The organism is Siansivirga zeaxanthinifaciens CC-SAMT-1, from assembly GCF_000941055.1.
GTDB classification, from domain to species: Bacteria; Bacteroidota; Bacteroidia; order Flavobacteriales; family Flavobacteriaceae; genus Siansivirga; species Siansivirga zeaxanthinifaciens.
Genome location: NZ_CP007202.1, coordinates 1,573,490 through 1,589,082 on the forward strand (window position 1 = coordinate 1,573,490; position 15,593 = coordinate 1,589,082).

Below are 15,593 nucleotides of genomic sequence, written 5' to 3' on the forward strand. Positions count from 1 at the left end.
TAAGTCAGTAGCAGGCCTGCTTTGACACTTTTTTTAATTGAAAATTTTTCAAACTTAAATATGTCCGAAACAAAAAATAACACAAAACACGAAATTAAACTTCTTTCCTTCGATATTGATAACACCTTATTAGATTTTAATACCTTAAAAAGCCGATTTCCTAAAGTTTGGGAAACTTATAATAACCATTCCAATGTTTTATTAGCCTACAACACCGGACGATTAATTGATGATGTACTTCAATTAATTAAAAAAGGGATTTTACCCAAACCAGATTACATTATTGCTGGTGTAGGAACACTTATTTACGATTATAACCAAAAATGTATTGTTAAAGAATTTAATGATGTGTTAGACGATGGTTGGGATTTAGAATCTGTTGAAGAAGTTATTCAAAGTATAAACCATCCTATAAGTCAGCAACCTTCAAAATTTCAGCATTCTTACAAACGCAGTTATTATTTTCATGATGCCACACCCGAACTTATTTCAAACATTGAAAAAGATTTTGTAAAGGCAAACATGCACATTAATGTGGTGTATTCTGGAGAGAAATTCTTAGATATTTTACCCAAATGGGCTAACAAAGGAAACGCTTTACAATGGTTACTTCAAAAATTAGATTTAACCACAGAAAACGTATTGGTAGCAGGCGATAGCGGTAATGATTCTGCGATGTTTAATTTAGATGGTATTAAAGGTATTGTGGTTGCAAATGCCCATGAAGAACTTTATAAGTTCACAAAACACAGACAAATTTATCATTCAGAAGGTAATTTTGGCGATGGAGTTATTGAAGGATTGGTTTATTACGGTATTTTACCAGAGGAGGCTAACGAGTGCCTCAACATCGATTATACCGATGATTTTTTCATCCAACAGGAGTTAAATAATATTGCAAATGAAGATGAAAATGAAAAAATAGCATTAATTAAAGAAGGCTACAAACACGCCGTTGAAGCTCTAAAAAAGAATATCACACCTTTAGGTTTTTCGGCATGTTCTATAAAAGATAATGTGCCAAATGGTACCGACGAAAACTATCATAGCGTTTGGGCTAGGGATGGAGCCATAACTGTTATTGGCTCGTTGTCGCTTATTCACGATGAAGAAATTCATCAATGTCAACGACAAACTTTATTAACGCTTATTGAGCATATTTCTCGCAACGGACAAATTCCTTCAAACGTAAGAATTAAAGATAATGCACCCGATTATTCTGGGGTAGGAGGTATTTGCTCGATTGATAGTGGTATTTGGGTGGTTATTGCTTTTTACGAGTATGTAAACGTTACAAAAGACATTAATTTTTTAAGAAATCATATAGACAGCATAAAAGAAACCATGCGATGGCTTGGGGCTCATGATAGCAACAACGATGCGCTTTTAGAGATTCCTGAAGCAGGCGATTGGACCGATTTGTTTGGAGGTAGTTATAATATTCTTTACGACGAAATACTTTGGTATCGTGCCAATGTTTGTTTTGGTCGAATGCTTGAAATGCTTGGTGATTACGATCAAGCAGGCGAATATATTAGATGGTCGCAAGTTATTAAAAAGGAAATTTTACTCAATTTTTGGCCATCTACACAGCAGAAATTATTCTCATCGGTTTCCTTTGCAGAACGCCAGTTTACGCTGGGAGATACCCCTTACTTAATACAGCAAACCACGCCCTTCGATTTTAGTTGGCGTTGCGATGTTTTTGGCAATGTCTTGGCGTTTTTACATGGTGTACTCGATTCAGAAAAAGCACATCAAACCCTTAAATTTATGTTAGGAGTTGGGGTTAACGATCCGTTTCCGGTATCGAATGTATATCCTGTTGTAACTCCTGGCGATCCAGATTGGCGACCTTATTATACCGTAAATTTATTGAATTTGCCTAACCATTATCACAATGGTGGTATTTGGCCTTTTGTTGGCTGATTTTGGGTGAAATACATTAATAAGTTAGGACTTAAAGATGTTGCAATTTCAGAGCTTTATAAACTAGCTTTAATAAATAAAGAAGGTTTAACTGATGCTTGGGAATTTACAGAATGGGCACACGGTACTACCGGTCGCGCCATGGGTAAGGCTTATCAAGCATGGTCTGCAGCACAGTATATTTCGGCTTGTAACGATTTAAAAATTATTAATTAACTAAAATAAAATACTATGAAATCAATTTTAATGATCTCTTTGCACGGATATGTAGGTGCTCATGCCGAATTAGGAAAACCAGATACAGGAGGACAAGTAGTGTATGTTTTAGAATTAGCAGAGCGTTTTAGCCGATTGGGAAAAAGAGTAGATTTAGTAACTCGGCAGTTTGAAGATCAACCAGAATACGATCATGTAGACGAAAACTACAGTGTATGGCGTATTCCTTTTGGTGGTAAAAAATTTATTAGGAAAGAAGACATGCACGACCATTTAAAAAAGTTTGTTACAAACTGTTTGGCGGCAATTAAAAAAGAGCGAAAAAAGTACGACATTGTTTACTCGCATTATTGGGATGCCGGTTGGGCTGGTCAAAAAATAGCAGAAGAGTTGGGAATTTCTCATGTACATACGCCGCATTCTTTGGGTTGGTGGAAACAGCATACCATGGGAAGTGATATGGATGAAGCCGAAATGGAAAAAACATACCGTTTTAAAGAACGTATAAGAAAAGAATATTTTGTTTACCAAATGTGTAATTATGTTATAGCCACCACATTACCACAGGTAGACTTACTAACTAAACAATATGATGTTTTACCTCGTAATTGCGGCATGATTCCTCCGGGCATAGATGAAAACAGGTTTTATCCTGTACCTTCTAAAGAGAATGATAAAATTAGAGCAAAATACGATATACAACCTACCGACATTCTGGTGCTAGGGCGTATGGCACATAATAAAGGGTACGATTTATTATTTCAGGCATTACCTACTGTTTTTCAATTGTGTCCCGAGGCTCGTTTGGTAGCCGCTATTGGGGGCGACCAATCCGATCAAGATAATAAAGGGATAGAAAAACTAAAAAAGCTTGCTGAAGACTTAGGTATTGCTGATAAAATTTCTTGGAAAAATTATATAGCCGATGAAGATTTAGCCAATGTGTATAGAGCTGCCAATATTTTTGCAATGCCTTCTCGATACGAACCTTTTGGTATGGTTGCTATTGAAGCTATGGCATGCGGAACACCAAGTATTATTACGGTGCATGGTGGTTTATGCGATTTAATCGATTTTGGTAATCAAGCATTATTTGCCGACCCTCATAGACCTGTAGAGTTTGGAACCATGATGGCTATGCCATTATTGTATCCTAAATTACGAAATGAATTATCTGTTGAAGGTGCTCGTTTTGCCAGACGTAACTTTGGTTGGACAGGAATTGCAAAACGTATCTTAGCGGTCTTTACAAGTTCGATAACTCAACGTTCGATGGAATCCAGTATTTATACAACGTAAAAATTAATTTAAAAATTAATTTCTACTTTTAATATTATGAGCGCATAATTGAATAATTTCAGTTATGCGCTTTTTTCTTGTTTCCTCTCTTTTTGCTTGGCTTAACCAGTACAAATAACTTTTTTTATAAGATGGTGCAAAGTTTTGGTAATTAGTAAAAGCTTCAGAATTAGTGTTAAACGCTTGTTGTAAATCTTCTGGAATGATACCATTTTCAACAGCATCTAAAGCTGTCCAACTGCCGTTTCGTTTTGCGATGTTAACTTTTTTTAATCCACTGTCGTGCATTAAATTATCGGCTATTAATTCTTCAATATACCTTTTGTTTAAAGCACTCCAAACACTTTTGTCTTTTCGAGGTGTAAAGTATTGTTTACGCTTTCCGTTACCCAAACTTTTAACAGTCGAATCTATCCAACCATAACACAAAGCAACTTTAACAGCTTCTTCCCAACGCATACTATCATTTTCGTGGGCTACTTTATAGAATATTAAATAAACACCATGAGTTGTATCGTGGTTTTTATGAAGCCAGTTTCGCCATTCGGTAGCTGTTTTAAAGTATAACTCTTGTAATTCCAATGAATTAAATTTTTGAAACTTTGATATAGAAATTAGGATCTACTGTAAATGTAGAATTTTTAGATTCTAAACTTAAGGCTTTCCAAGTTTCTGTGGGGTACAACCACTGTTCTTTTTCATCTAAAGTTACTTTAACAGGCATATCAAAATCGGCAACAATGTTTGTCCAACGGTATTTTAATTCCTTGTTTTTAATGGAATATTCTAGGGTTGGAATTTTAATGGTCCTTAAGTATTGATTAAAAAATGCTGTTAAATCGATACCAGTTTCTTTACTTAAGTAGTTTTCAATTTGCTCGGTTGAAACCGTTTGATGGTAAAATGTTTTGTTTAATCCGCGTAAAATTTGTCGCCATTTTTCATCATCTTCTACCAGTTGTCTTAGCGTGTGTAACATGTTTCCCCCCTTATTATACATATCCCCAGACCCCTCATTATTTACATTGTAAAACCCTATTATGGGGCGATCGTTTTGTATGTCTTTTCGGGTGCCAATAACATATTCTGCACCTGCTTTTTTACCATAATAATATTCAACAAATAAGTTTTCAGAATAATTAGTAAAACTTTCATGTATCCACATATCTGCAATATCAATATTGGTAATGTTGTTAGCAAACCATTCGTGCCCCGATTCGTGAATGATTATAAAATCGAATTTTAATCCCCATCCGGTATAAGATAAATCGTGACCTAAATACCCTTTCATATACTTATTACCATAAGTTACAGAACTTTGATGCTCCATGCCTAAGTAAGGAACTTCAACTAATTTATAGCCGTCTTTGTAAAAGGGATATGGCCCAAACCAATATTCAAAAGCTTTCATCATTCTTGGAGCATCTTTAAAATGCTCTTTCGCTTTTTCAACATTATCTTTTAGCACATAATAATCCATGTCTAAATTACCACCCTCCCCATTATAAACTTCCGAGAAATGGGCATAGTTTCCAATATTTACATTAACACCGTAATTGTTTATAGGGTTGTTTACAAACCAATGATAGGTTTTTGTATCTCCAAATTGTTCTACACGGCGTAATCTTCCGTTTGAAACATCCATAAGTTTGCTAGGCACATTCACACTTATAAGCATACTGTCTACCTCGTCGTACATATGGTCTTTACATGGCCACCAAACACTGGCGCCTAAACCTTGACAAGAGGTTGCTATAAAGTCGTTGCCATGTTCGTCTTTTTTCCAAGAAAATCCACCATCCCAAGGCGCATTTACTGCTTCTTTTGGGTGGCCTTCGTAATACACATCCAAGCTATCAATAGTACCTATTTTTTGTTTGTTTTTAAGTTTTATAAAATGGGCATTGCCATTGTGTATTACTTCTAATGCTTCATTGTTTTGAATTACTTTGGTAATTTTTAAAGGGGCTTGCAAATCTATTTGCATTAATGAATTCTCCTTTAAAACTTTATATTGAATGGTGTTTTTACCAGAAATATATTTTTCATTTAGATTAATTTTTATATCTAAATGATAATAAGTTAAATCCCACCAAGAGCGTTCTGGTGTTATGGTGCCTCTTAAAGTATCTTGTTCGGTAAATTCTTCTGTTTTTTCACTTAATAGACTTTGTGAAAAAGATGATAAACAGAAGGATAAAAACAGAAAGGGGATAGCTAAGTATTTACACTTCATATTTAATTAAATTTAAAAAGTAAATTACTTAAAATGTATTTTAAATGCATAATAAGAAGGTGTTAATTTCTAATGATATCGTTAGGAAAAGTAATAATACTTTCAAATCCGTTGGCTCCAACAGATGCAATTCCGAAGAAAAAATTGTCTATTACGATGCCGTCAAGTGTAAATTCTGAAACATCACCAACATAACGACTATAATCCCAGGTAGGCGAGGTGGTATCTCTCCAGTAAATTTTATAGCCTACGGCACCATCAACTTTTTCCCATTTAAATTTTACATCGGCTTCAACAATACCGCCAATAGCAACTTTTTTAGGACTAGGAGGCGCCCAAGCGATACTAGCTAAGTTTATAGCATTAACAGCCGTTAGTTTTTTTGCGTAATTAAAGTTAACATGTTCTAAAACATCGCCATATTTTATACCATTTTCTTCACGAATATCCTGGTGTTGTTGTGTGTAGTTTTCGTGCGCTTCCATAATACGAATGCCTGCAAAACCAAGATCGTTAAAAGGTCGGTGATGACCACCGCGACCAAATCTGTCGAGTCTGTAAACCATCATCGGGTTCATTTCTGGCATGTATATTTTAACATTTTTATGGATGTATCGTGCAAGTTGTCTTGAAATACCATCCACTTCGCCACCGTAAAAACGTTTTAAGGTGCGCTCGCGCTCAGTTTCTGTTGGAGGTACTGGTTCGGAGAAAATTCGAAACGTTCTATTATCAATTACACCATCGACACCTTCGATATTTCCAATCATGTCGTTATTTAAAATGCCAATAATTTCCCAACCTTTTTCTTTGGCATAAGCTGCTAATCCTGCGCCACCAAAAAGCCCTTGTTCTTCTCCAGATAATCCTACATAAACAATGCTGTTTTCAAATTTGTATTTTGATAAAACACGTGCAGCTTCCATAGTGCCAGCCATACCTGAAGCGTTATCGTTAGCTCCTGGTGCATCGGTTGTAAAATCCATGGTGTCACTAGCCCTAGAATCGATGTCGCCACTCATTATAATATATCTGTTAGGGTATTTTGTTCCTTTTTGAATGGCTACAACATTAACTACCCAAGCATCATGAGGCACCCGGTTATTCCCATCTTTAGTAACAAAATCTTTTTGATAAAAAACGTTTAAACAGGCATCGCAATTTTTAGATATACTTTCAAATTCTTGTTTTATCCAACGTCTTGCTGCACCGATGCCTCTCGTGTTTGAAATGGTATCGCTAAAGGTGTTTCTGGTGCCAAAATTAACTAAAGTGGTAATGTCGTTTTCTATTCTTTCGGCAGAGACCGCATCAATAATGTCGTAAATTTTTTGGTTGGTTTGCGCTGTTACAAAAGATAATGTAAACAGACCAAAAGCGAGGAGGAGTTTTTTCATGTTTTTTTTACTAAAATACTTAAAATAAAAAAGCGCTTCAAGTATTAATTTTTGAAACGCTTAAATTTGAGTTAGTCACATTTAAATTTATTAATAGCAGTATTTATTTTCTGCTATAACTTTTTTAGCAATTATATTTCTTAATTCTATAATATTTGGCATGTTTACATATTTTATGTAACGTTTTAAGCCCATAAGCATCATACGCTGTTCGTCTCCCGATGAGAACGATATGATAGAATGTTTTCCTGCCGTTTCTATAACATCAATGGCGTGAAATAAATTTAATTTTGCCATCGCAATTTGCTCTTTCGCTTTGTCTTCACCATCTTTTTTCGCCATTTTTTCGGCACGTAGAATAGCAGATTCAGCCAAATAAATTTGAATTAAAATATCTGAAGCCGCAAGCATAAGTTGTTGATGTTGTTCAATTTCTGGGCCATATTTTTGCAGGGCACTACCAGCCACCATTAAAAATAATTTTTTAAGATTGGCAATAATGCTTTTTTCTTCTGCAAATAATTCTGAAAAATCTGGAGTTTCAAAAGACGGAATACTTGTTAATTCGTTGGCAACCGCGGTTGCTGGCCCCAGTAAATCGACATGACCCTTCATGGCTTTTTTAATAAGCATACCAATACTTAGCATACGGTTAATTTCATTGGTGCCTTCGTAGATTCTTGAAATACGAGCATCTCTCCAAGCAGATTCTATTGGGGTATCTTCAGAAAAGCCCATGCCTCCAAAAATTTGAATACCTTCATCTGTACAATGTTGTGTATATTCGGAAACGGCTACTTTTAAAATAGAACATTCAATGGCATATTCTTCTACGCCTTTTAACTCGGCTTCTTGGTGTGAATCTTTGCCGTTTTGTTTTCTAAGTTCAATACGGTCTTCAATATTTTTAGCAGCACGATAACTCGCAGCTTCACCCACCCAGCAGTTGGTTGCCATTTCGGCAATTTTTTGACGAATAGCTCCAAAACTAGAAATATTAGTTTTAAACTGAACACGTTCGTTGGCGTATTTAACAGATTCTGTAATTGTACGACGTTGCGCATCTAAACAAGCAGCTGCTAATTTTATTCTACCAACATTTAAAGTATTCATAGCAATTTTGAAACCGTTGCCACGCTCTGAAAGCATATTTTCAACGGGAACCACTGTATCGTTAAAAAATACTTGTCTAGTTGATGAAGCTCTAATACCTAATTTATGTTCTTCTTCGCCAAGCGTAATGCCGTTGGGGTTGTTTTTATCATATTCTACGATAAAGCCCGTGATGTATTTATCGTCTTCAATACGAGCAAAAACAATCATTAAATTACAAAAGCCCGCATTTGAAATCCACATTTTTTGTCCGTTGATTTTATAACTCTTTCCATCTTCAGATAAGGTTGCTGTGGTTTTACCTGAGTTAGCGTCGCTACCAGCGCCTGGTTCGGTTAAACAATAGGAGCCAAACCATTCTCCAGATGCTAATTTTGGTACATATTTTTGTTTTTGTTCCTCGGTACCGTATAAGGTTATAGGCATAGTGCCAATACCGGTGTGTGCCCCAAAAGCCGTGCTAAAAGAGCCAGTTGCACCAGAAATATAATCGCAAACCAACATGGTATCTACAAATCCCATACCCATACCACCATATGCCTCTGGTACGGAAATGCTTAAAAAGCCCATTTCTCCGGCTTTACGCATACAAGATTCTGTAAGAGCATAATCTTTAGCCTCAAAGCGCGGTTTGTTTGGCCAGAGTTCACGGTCGACAAACTCGGTTACCGCTTCTTTCATCATGCGTTGTTCTTCTGAAAAATCTTCGGGTGTGAAAATATCTTCACAGTTTGTTTCTTTAACTAAAAACTGACCGCCACGTAATAAGTCTTTTTCTGTTGATTCCATATTTTTTATTGTTTTTTAGTAGTGAGTATTAAGTATAGAGATTTTTAGCTTCCTCATTACTCAAGTCTCATATCTCAATTCTAATTAGTTTAAAAATTCAAAAATCCCACAAGCACCTTGTCCAGTGCCTACGCACATTGTAACAGCGCCGTATTTACCAGTCATGTTACGTTTACGCATTTCATCAAACAATTGTACCGATAATTTGGCGCCTGTACATCCGAGTGGGTGACCTAAAGCTATAGCACCTCCGTTAACATTTACAATTTCCGGATTTAAGTTTAATTCTCTAATGACAGCAATAGATTGAGAGGCAAAGGCTTCATTTAACTCAATTAATTCTAAATCGGTTTGTTTTAAGCCTGCTTGTTTTAATGCTTTGGGAATAGCTTTTACAGGACCAATACCCATAATTCTTGGTTCTACACCAGCTGCTGCATAATTTACTAAACGGGCAATAGGTTCTAGATTTAACTCTTTTACCATGGCTTCACTCATTATCATAACAAAAGCCGCACCATCACTCATTTGCGATGAGTTTCCTGCGGTTACACTTCCGCCTTGAGCGAAAACAGGTTTTAATTTTGCTAAAGCCTCTAGGTTGGTATCGGCTCGCGGACCTTCATCTTTTGTAACGGTGTATAATTTTGTTGCTTTTTTACCGCTGTCGTTAATGTAAATCTGCTCTACATTTATGGGAACAATTTGGTCTTGAAAACGATTTTCAGATAAGGCTCGTAAAGCTTTTAAATGCGAATTATATGCAAATTCATCTTGGTCTTCTCTGGAAACTTTAAATTGGTTGGCAACCGCTTCGGCTGTATTACCCATGCCCCAGTAATAATCTTCGTGACCTGCTTTTACGGTATCGTAGTTTAATTCGGGTTTAAAACCCGTCATAGGAACCGAGCTCATGCTCTCTACACCACCTGCAATAATACAATCGGCCATTCCTGCTTGAATTTTAGCAGTAGCAATTCCTATGGTTTCGATACCAGAAGAACAAAAACGATTAACAGTTACACCAGGAACATCGACACTTTTTAATCCTATTAAAGATATAAAACGTGCCATATTCAAACCTTGTGCACCTTCTGGCATGGCGTTACCAACAATAACATCGTCGATGCGTTTAACATCCAGTTGTGGTAATTCCTTCATCATATACTGAATGGTTTCTGCGCCTAACTCGTCGGCCCGCTTAAAACGGAAAACACCTTTTGGCGCTTTACCAACAGCTGTCCTGTATGCTTTTACTATATATGCTTGTTTCATTTTTAATTTAGTATTGAGTATTGAGTTTTTAGTATTGAGAATTATAATTTTTGCTGAAGTGCATAATTCATTTTTTGGATATCAATACATAACTCAATAATTGGTTGTACTTTATCTTTTGTTATCAAATCTAATTCTATAATTAAAAGTAATTGCGTTTGAAGTTCGTAAGCAGAACCATTCGCAATACTTAAAAAGTGTTTAAATTCTTTTTGAGAATTTCTGCCAGCACCCTCAGCTATATTTGAAGGAATTGAGATAACACTCCTTTTAATTTGGGATGTTAGTCCAAACTTTTCATCTAAAGGTAAATTAGCGATAAGTAAATACACAGCTTTAGTAAGTTTAATTGATTTATTCCAGATTTTTAAATCTTCAACTCTGTGCATTTCTAATTACTTAATACTAATATCTCAATACTATTCGCAACTAGTTGCGAAGTGGTTTTCCAGTTTTTAACATATGCTGAATGCGCTCTAAAGTTTTGCGTTCGGTACATAAACTTAAAAATGCTTCGCGTTCTAAATCTAATAGATATTGCTCACTAACTAAAGTAGGTTCCGATAAATCACCACCAGCCATGACATAAGCTAGTTTGTTGGCTATTTTATGGTCGTGCTCGCTTATAAAATTAGAAGCTTGCATGGCATCTGTGCCTACTAAAAACATTCCTAAAGCTTGTTTGCCCAGTACCTTAACATCTTTACGCTTTACAGGTTGAGTGTAGCCTGTTTCTGCCATTATTTTAGCATAAGCCTTAGCGGTTGCAATTTGTCGGTCTTTATTAACAACTACCACGTCTTTTCCTTTTTGAAGCACCCCTAAATCGAAGGCTTCGTAGGCAGATGTTGATACTTTTGCCATTCCAATGGTTAAAAAATATTCTTGAAGGGTGTTCAATTCTACATCCCCTTTTCTAAAAGAATCTGATGCACGAAGCGCCACTTCTTTAGATCCGCCGCCACCAGGAATAACACCAACACCAAACTCAACCAAACCTATATACGTTTCGGCAGCAGCTACAACTTTATCGGCATGCATAGAAAGTTCACAACCGCCACCCAAGGTCATACCGTGGGGCGCAGAAATTGTTGGTATGGCAGAATATCGCATACGCATCATGGTGTCTTGAAAATACTTAATAGCAGCATTTAACTCGTCGTATTCTTGCTCTACAGCCATCATGAAAATCATGCCTATATTAGCACCAACGGAGAAATTAGCAGCTTGATTTCCTATAACTAAGCCTTGAAAATCTTTTTCGGCTAAGTCTATAGCTTTGTTTAATCCTGCCAAAACATCGCCACCAATGGTATTCATTTTAGACTGGAATTCGCAGTTTAAAATACCATCACCTAAATCTTCAATTACAACACCCGAGTTTTTGAAAACCTGATTTGATTTTCTAATATTATCTAAAATGATAAAACTATCCTGTCCAGGAACTTTAATTTGAGTTTTTGATGGAATATTATAAAAATAGGTAGCACCTTCTTTTATTGTGTAGAAGGTACCCACACCCGATGCAAGCATGTCCTGCACCCAAGAAGCGGGTTCTAAATTTTCAGCCTTCATGAGTTCGATGCCTTTTTGAACACCAATGGCATCCCAAATTTGAAAAGGTCCATGTTCCCAGCCAAATCCAGCTTTCATGGCATCGTCAATTTTATAAAGTTCGTCTGTTATTTCTGGAATTCTGTTTGAAACATAAGCGAACATTGAAGCAAAATTCTTTCTGTAAAATGCGCCCGCTTTATCTTTCCCTGAAACTAAAACTTTAAAACGGTCGATAACTTTATCGATGGTTTTAGTTAGTTCTAAGGTTGCAAAATTTGCTTTTTTTGATGGCTTATATTCCAGTGTATTTAAATCTAAGGCTAAAATTTCCTTATCTACTTTTTTGTAAAAACCTTGTCCCGTTTTGCTTCCTAACCACTTATTTTCCATCATGGTATTAATGAAATCTGGAAGCTTAAATAACTCATGAGCCTCGTCGTTAGGGCAATTTTCATATATGCCATTGGCAACATGAACTAAAGTGTCTAAGCCCACAACATCTACGGTTCGGAATGTAGCTGACTTAGGACGCCCAATTACAGGGCCGGTTAATTTATCTACTTCTTCAACCGTTAATCCTAAAGCTTTTACCTGATGAAATAAACTTTGAATACCAAAAATACCTATGCGATTTCCAATAAACGCCGGGGTGTCTTTTGCTATTACCGATGTTTTTCCAAGAAATTGTTCGCCATATCCATTTAAAAAGTTTAAAACTTCTGAAGATGTTTTAGGTCCTGGAATAATTTCAAATAATTTTAAATATCGTGCCGGATTAAAAAAGTGCGTGCCACAAAAATGTTTCTGAAAATCGTCACTTCTTCCTTCACTCATAAAATGAATAGGAATACCAGAAGTATTAGACGTTATTAAAGTTCCTGGAGTTCTGTATTTTTCTAATTTTTCGAAAACAGATTTTTTAATATCCAGTCTTTCAACAACAACTTCCATAATCCAGTCCACATCTTTAACTTTAGCGATGTCATCTTCTAAGTTACCAGTTGTAATTCTTTTTGAAAATTCTTGATGATAAATAGGGGATGGTTTCGATTTTAAAGCATGATTTAATGCATCATTTACCAACCTATTTCTAACGATTTTGTCGTTTATAGATAGGCCTTTTGCTTTTTCTGCATCGGTTAATTCGCGTGGAATGATATCGAGTAAAAGCACCTCTACACCAATATTGGCAAAATGACATGCAATACCGCTTCCCATAATACCAGATCCTATTATGGCTACTTTTTTAATAATTCGTTTGCTCATTTTATTTAGTCTAGTCTAATCTTTTTGATTGTATATTTTTTTGTTAGAAATCATTTCATTTATTAAATCTGACACCTCGTAAAAGTGTTTTAATTTTTCTTCTGAAATATTTTTTCTAATGGCTTCGTTAAAAGTTAAAACTTTCTCTCTGGAATACACTCGTTTTTCTAATCCGAAGTCTGTAAGATGAATAATAACACCTCTACCATCTTCGGGGTTGGGTTTACGTTCTATTAACCCTTTTTCTTCCATAGATTTTAATGTGCGAGATAAACTGGTTGCTTCCATACCCATTTTTGGACCCAAGGCAGTTGAAGGGGTTCCTTCTTCAGGATCGATACTTAAAAGTGTAAATCCTGTAGCCATCGTAGTTTCAAACTTAGCAGCTTCCTCATTATACATTTTTTGAACAGCCAGCCAAGTTGTTCTTAACATATAATCTATTGTTCTATCTTTCATTCATTATATTTTAGTTGGTAATTTCAAATATAATAAAAATATTATGCGCGCATAATAAATAGACTGTTAAAATTGCGGTATTTTTGTTAAAATTTTAGAAGACGTTATTAAGAGCGATAAATTTTTTCGATTAAGTTTAAATACTTCTCTTTAATAACTTTTCGTTTGAGTTTCATGGTTGGTGTTAAATGCCCAGCATCAATGGACCAGACATCTGGTGTGATTTCAAATTTCTTAATTTGTTCCCAGTTTCCAAAATTTTTATTAGCATGGTCAATTTCTTCCTGAATGCGATCTAAAAGTTTTGTATTGGTAATAAGGTCGTTATTATCTTTAAAATGTATGTTGTGGCGTCGCGCCCATTCTTTGGAGAAATCGTAATTTATTTGAATGAGTGCTGCGGGCATTTTTTCGCCTTCACCAATAACCATAATTTGTTCTATAAAACGTGATTGTTTAAATTCATTTTCAATAAGTGCCGGTGCTACGTATTTTCCTCCCGAGGTTTTAAACATTTCCTTTTTGCGGTCGGTTATTCTTAAAAAGCCATCGCTATCAATTTCGCCTATATCCCCAGTATGAAAGTAATCGTTCGTCATTACTTCGGCAGTTTTTTCGGGGTCTTTATAGTAACCAAGCATCACGTTTGGACCTTTAACTAAAATTTCGCCGTCTTCGGCAATTTTAACTTCCAAATTGTCGATTACTTTTCCAACGGTCCCAATTCGAAAGCCTCCATTACGCATGTCGTTTACAGAAATTACAGGAGAGGTTTCTGTTAAGCCATAGCCTTCCATGATGGGTAATTTTGCAGCTGCAAAAATTCGTGTTAACCTTGTTTGCAATGCTGCACTCCCAGAAACCATAACGTCTAAATTACCACCTAAACCTTCTTGCCATTTGCTAAAAATTAATTTTCGTGCTAATTTAAGTTGAAGTTCATACCATAGGCCGTTTTTCCCGTACGGTTCATATTTAAGTCCTAGGTTTACCGCCCAGAAAAAAATTATTTTTTTTAAGCCAGTTAACTCGGTACCCTTAGCAATAATTTTGTCGTAAACCTTCTCGTAAAGTCTAGGAACAGCCGTCATTACATTGGGTTTTACTTCTTTAAGGTTGTCGCTCATTTTTTCTATAGATTCTGCAAAATAAATTTCAACACCACAATATTGGTATAAATACAAAATCATGCGTTCGAAAACATGGCATATAGGTAAAAAACTCAAGGCTTTAGATTCACCATATTTAAATGGTACGCGTTTTTTACTGTCTAATACATTAGACACTATATTGTTATGAGAAAGCATAACACCTTTTGGTTTTCCTGTTGTACCAGAAGTGTATATAATGGTCGCCAAATCGTTACTTGTAACTTCTTTTTTTCTTAACTCTACGTCATCTTGATTACTTGGGTCTTCTCCTAATTTTAATAGGGCTTTCCAGTTTTCTTCATTGGCAATTTCATCGAAAGTGTAAACATTTTTGAGTTTAGTTTTCGATTTAATACTATTAAGTTTTTCAAGAACTTCAACATCTGAAACAAAACATAAAACAGATTCTGAATGGTTTAAAATATATTCATAATCTTCGGAAGCGATTGTTGGATATATTGGAATGTTTTGTGCACCAATTTGCAAAACACCAATATCCAGAACATTCCATTCTGTTCTGTTGGTAGATGAAATTACAGCTATTTTATCATTAGGTTTAATGCCAAGACGAAGTAAACCACGGCTAAGAGCATTAGCTTGATTTATAAATTCTTCAGTTGATATAGAATTCCAAACCCCATCATACTTTGTGGTAAAGGCTTTTTCTAAATTGTATGTTTCTAATTGATAATATGGAAAATCAAAAAGTCTATGAATAGCAACCATCTTTAATTAAGTTTCTTGTCATGCAAAGTAAGAAATTAAAAGTGATTTTCAAATTAGCAATTTAAGGGGGATTCAATATTTAATTTTTATCTAATATTTAAAATTAAGTGTGTTTTATTAAATATCTGAAATGTTGAGCTATAGCGCTATTAATTATTAATTTAAATACCAGTTTGTTAA

General features: G+C 35.3%; 12 protein-coding genes. 3 read left to right on the plus strand and 9 right to left on the minus strand.

The genetic code is table 11. From position 1 onward, the window contains the following. The first annotated feature begins 60 nt into the window (after positions 1-60). Genes AW14_RS07050 through AW14_RS07055 form a run of 3 tightly spaced genes read left to right on the plus strand, consistent with a single transcriptional unit; the run spans position 61 to position 3,444 of the window. On the plus strand, positions 61-1,929 hold the full coding sequence (locus AW14_RS07050; protein WP_245617630.1) for an HAD-IIB family hydrolase: 1,869 nt from the start codon (positions 61-63) through the stop codon (positions 1,927-1,929). Between the two features lie 6 nt (positions 1,930-1,935). Then, positions 1,936-2,145, plus strand: a complete 210-nt coding sequence (locus AW14_RS15085; protein ID WP_245617631.1) for a hypothetical protein — start codon at positions 1,936-1,938, stop codon at positions 2,143-2,145. A gap of 15 nt (positions 2,146-2,160) precedes the next feature. After that, entirely contained in the window at positions 2,161-3,444 is a 1,284-nt protein-coding gene (locus AW14_RS07055) for a glycosyltransferase (protein WP_044638176.1), read from the plus strand. Between the two features lie 15 nt (positions 3,445-3,459). On the opposite strand, the gene AW14_RS07060 is transcribed toward AW14_RS07055, so the two are convergent. The 9 genes from AW14_RS07060 to AW14_RS07100 all read right to left on the minus strand — a co-directional run bounded on the left by AW14_RS07060 (position 3,460) and on the right by AW14_RS07100 (position 15,413). Continuing rightward, positions 3,460-4,026 carry a YdeI/OmpD-associated family protein gene (locus AW14_RS07060; RefSeq protein WP_044638177.1) on the minus strand — a complete coding sequence of 189 codons (567 nt, stop codon included), beginning with the start codon at positions 4,024-4,026 and terminating at the stop codon, positions 3,460-3,462. A 4-nt stretch (positions 4,027-4,030) separates the two neighbouring features. Beyond that, positions 4,031-5,680 (minus strand): M1 family metallopeptidase, encoded by a 1,650-nt coding sequence (locus AW14_RS07065; RefSeq protein WP_044638178.1) that lies wholly within the window; start codon positions 5,678-5,680, stop codon positions 4,031-4,033. Between the two features lie 62 nt (positions 5,681-5,742). Further along, entirely contained in the window at positions 5,743-7,077 is a 1,335-nt protein-coding gene (locus tag AW14_RS07070) for a M28 family peptidase (protein ID WP_044638179.1), read from the minus strand. A gap of 90 nt (positions 7,078-7,167) precedes the next feature. Continuing rightward, on the minus strand, positions 7,168-8,979 hold the full coding sequence (locus AW14_RS07075; protein WP_044638180.1) for an acyl-CoA dehydrogenase family protein: 1,812 nt from the start codon (positions 8,977-8,979) through the stop codon (positions 7,168-7,170). Positions 8,980-9,063: 84 nt separating this feature from the next. Continuing rightward, the gene (locus tag AW14_RS07080) at positions 9,064-10,254 is read right to left on the minus strand and encodes an acetyl-CoA C-acyltransferase (protein ID WP_044638181.1); all 1,191 of its coding nucleotides are present in this window, start codon (positions 10,252-10,254) and stop codon (positions 9,064-9,066) included. Between the two features lie 41 nt (positions 10,255-10,295). Then, positions 10,296-10,643 carry a four helix bundle protein gene (locus tag AW14_RS07085; protein ID WP_044638182.1) on the minus strand — a complete coding sequence of 116 codons (348 nt, stop codon included), beginning with the start codon at positions 10,641-10,643 and terminating at the stop codon, positions 10,296-10,298. A gap of 40 nt (positions 10,644-10,683) precedes the next feature. Further along, a complete protein-coding gene (locus tag AW14_RS07090; protein ID WP_044638183.1) occupies positions 10,684-13,077 on the minus strand; it encodes a 3-hydroxyacyl-CoA dehydrogenase/enoyl-CoA hydratase family protein in 2,394 nt (797 codons plus the stop codon). Between the two features lie 15 nt (positions 13,078-13,092). After that, the gene (locus tag AW14_RS07095) at positions 13,093-13,536 is read right to left on the minus strand and encodes a MarR family winged helix-turn-helix transcriptional regulator (protein WP_044638184.1); all 444 of its coding nucleotides are present in this window, start codon (positions 13,534-13,536) and stop codon (positions 13,093-13,095) included. A gap of 107 nt (positions 13,537-13,643) precedes the next feature. Continuing rightward, positions 13,644-15,413, minus strand: coding sequence for an AMP-dependent synthetase/ligase (locus AW14_RS07100; protein WP_044638185.1), 1,770 nt, complete (start codon positions 15,411-15,413; stop codon positions 13,644-13,646). Positions 15,414-15,593: the final 180 nt, after the last annotated feature.

What these genes read in the sequence shown, in the direction of transcription:
- AW14_RS07050 (WP_245617630.1), top strand. Translation starts at nt 61, where the DNA reads ATGTCCGAAACAAAAAATAACACAAAACACGAAATTAAACTTCTTTCC.
- AW14_RS07095 (WP_044638184.1), bottom strand. Translation starts at nt 13,536, where the DNA reads ATGAAAGATAGAACAATAGATTATATGTTAAGAACAACTTGGCTGGCT.
- AW14_RS07075 (WP_044638180.1), bottom strand. Translation starts at nt 8,979, where the DNA reads ATGGAATCAACAGAAAAAGACTTATTACGTGGCGGTCAGTTTTTAGTT.
- AW14_RS07070 (WP_044638179.1), bottom strand. Translation starts at nt 7,077, where the DNA reads ATGAAAAAACTCCTCCTCGCTTTTGGTCTGTTTACATTATCTTTTGTA.
- AW14_RS07090 (WP_044638183.1), bottom strand. Translation starts at nt 13,077, where the DNA reads ATGAGCAAACGAATTATTAAAAAAGTAGCCATAATAGGATCTGGTATT.
- AW14_RS07085 (WP_044638182.1), bottom strand. Translation starts at nt 10,643, where the DNA reads ATGCACAGAGTTGAAGATTTAAAAATCTGGAATAAATCAATTAAACTT.
- AW14_RS07080 (WP_044638181.1), bottom strand. Translation starts at nt 10,254, where the DNA reads ATGAAACAAGCATATATAGTAAAAGCATACAGGACAGCTGTTGGTAAA.
- AW14_RS07065 (WP_044638178.1), bottom strand. Translation starts at nt 5,680, where the DNA reads ATGAAGTGTAAATACTTAGCTATCCCCTTTCTGTTTTTATCCTTCTGT.
- AW14_RS07055 (WP_044638176.1), top strand. Translation starts at nt 2,161, where the DNA reads ATGAAATCAATTTTAATGATCTCTTTGCACGGATATGTAGGTGCTCAT.
- AW14_RS07100 (WP_044638185.1), bottom strand. Translation starts at nt 15,413, where the DNA reads ATGGTTGCTATTCATAGACTTTTTGATTTTCCATATTATCAATTAGAA.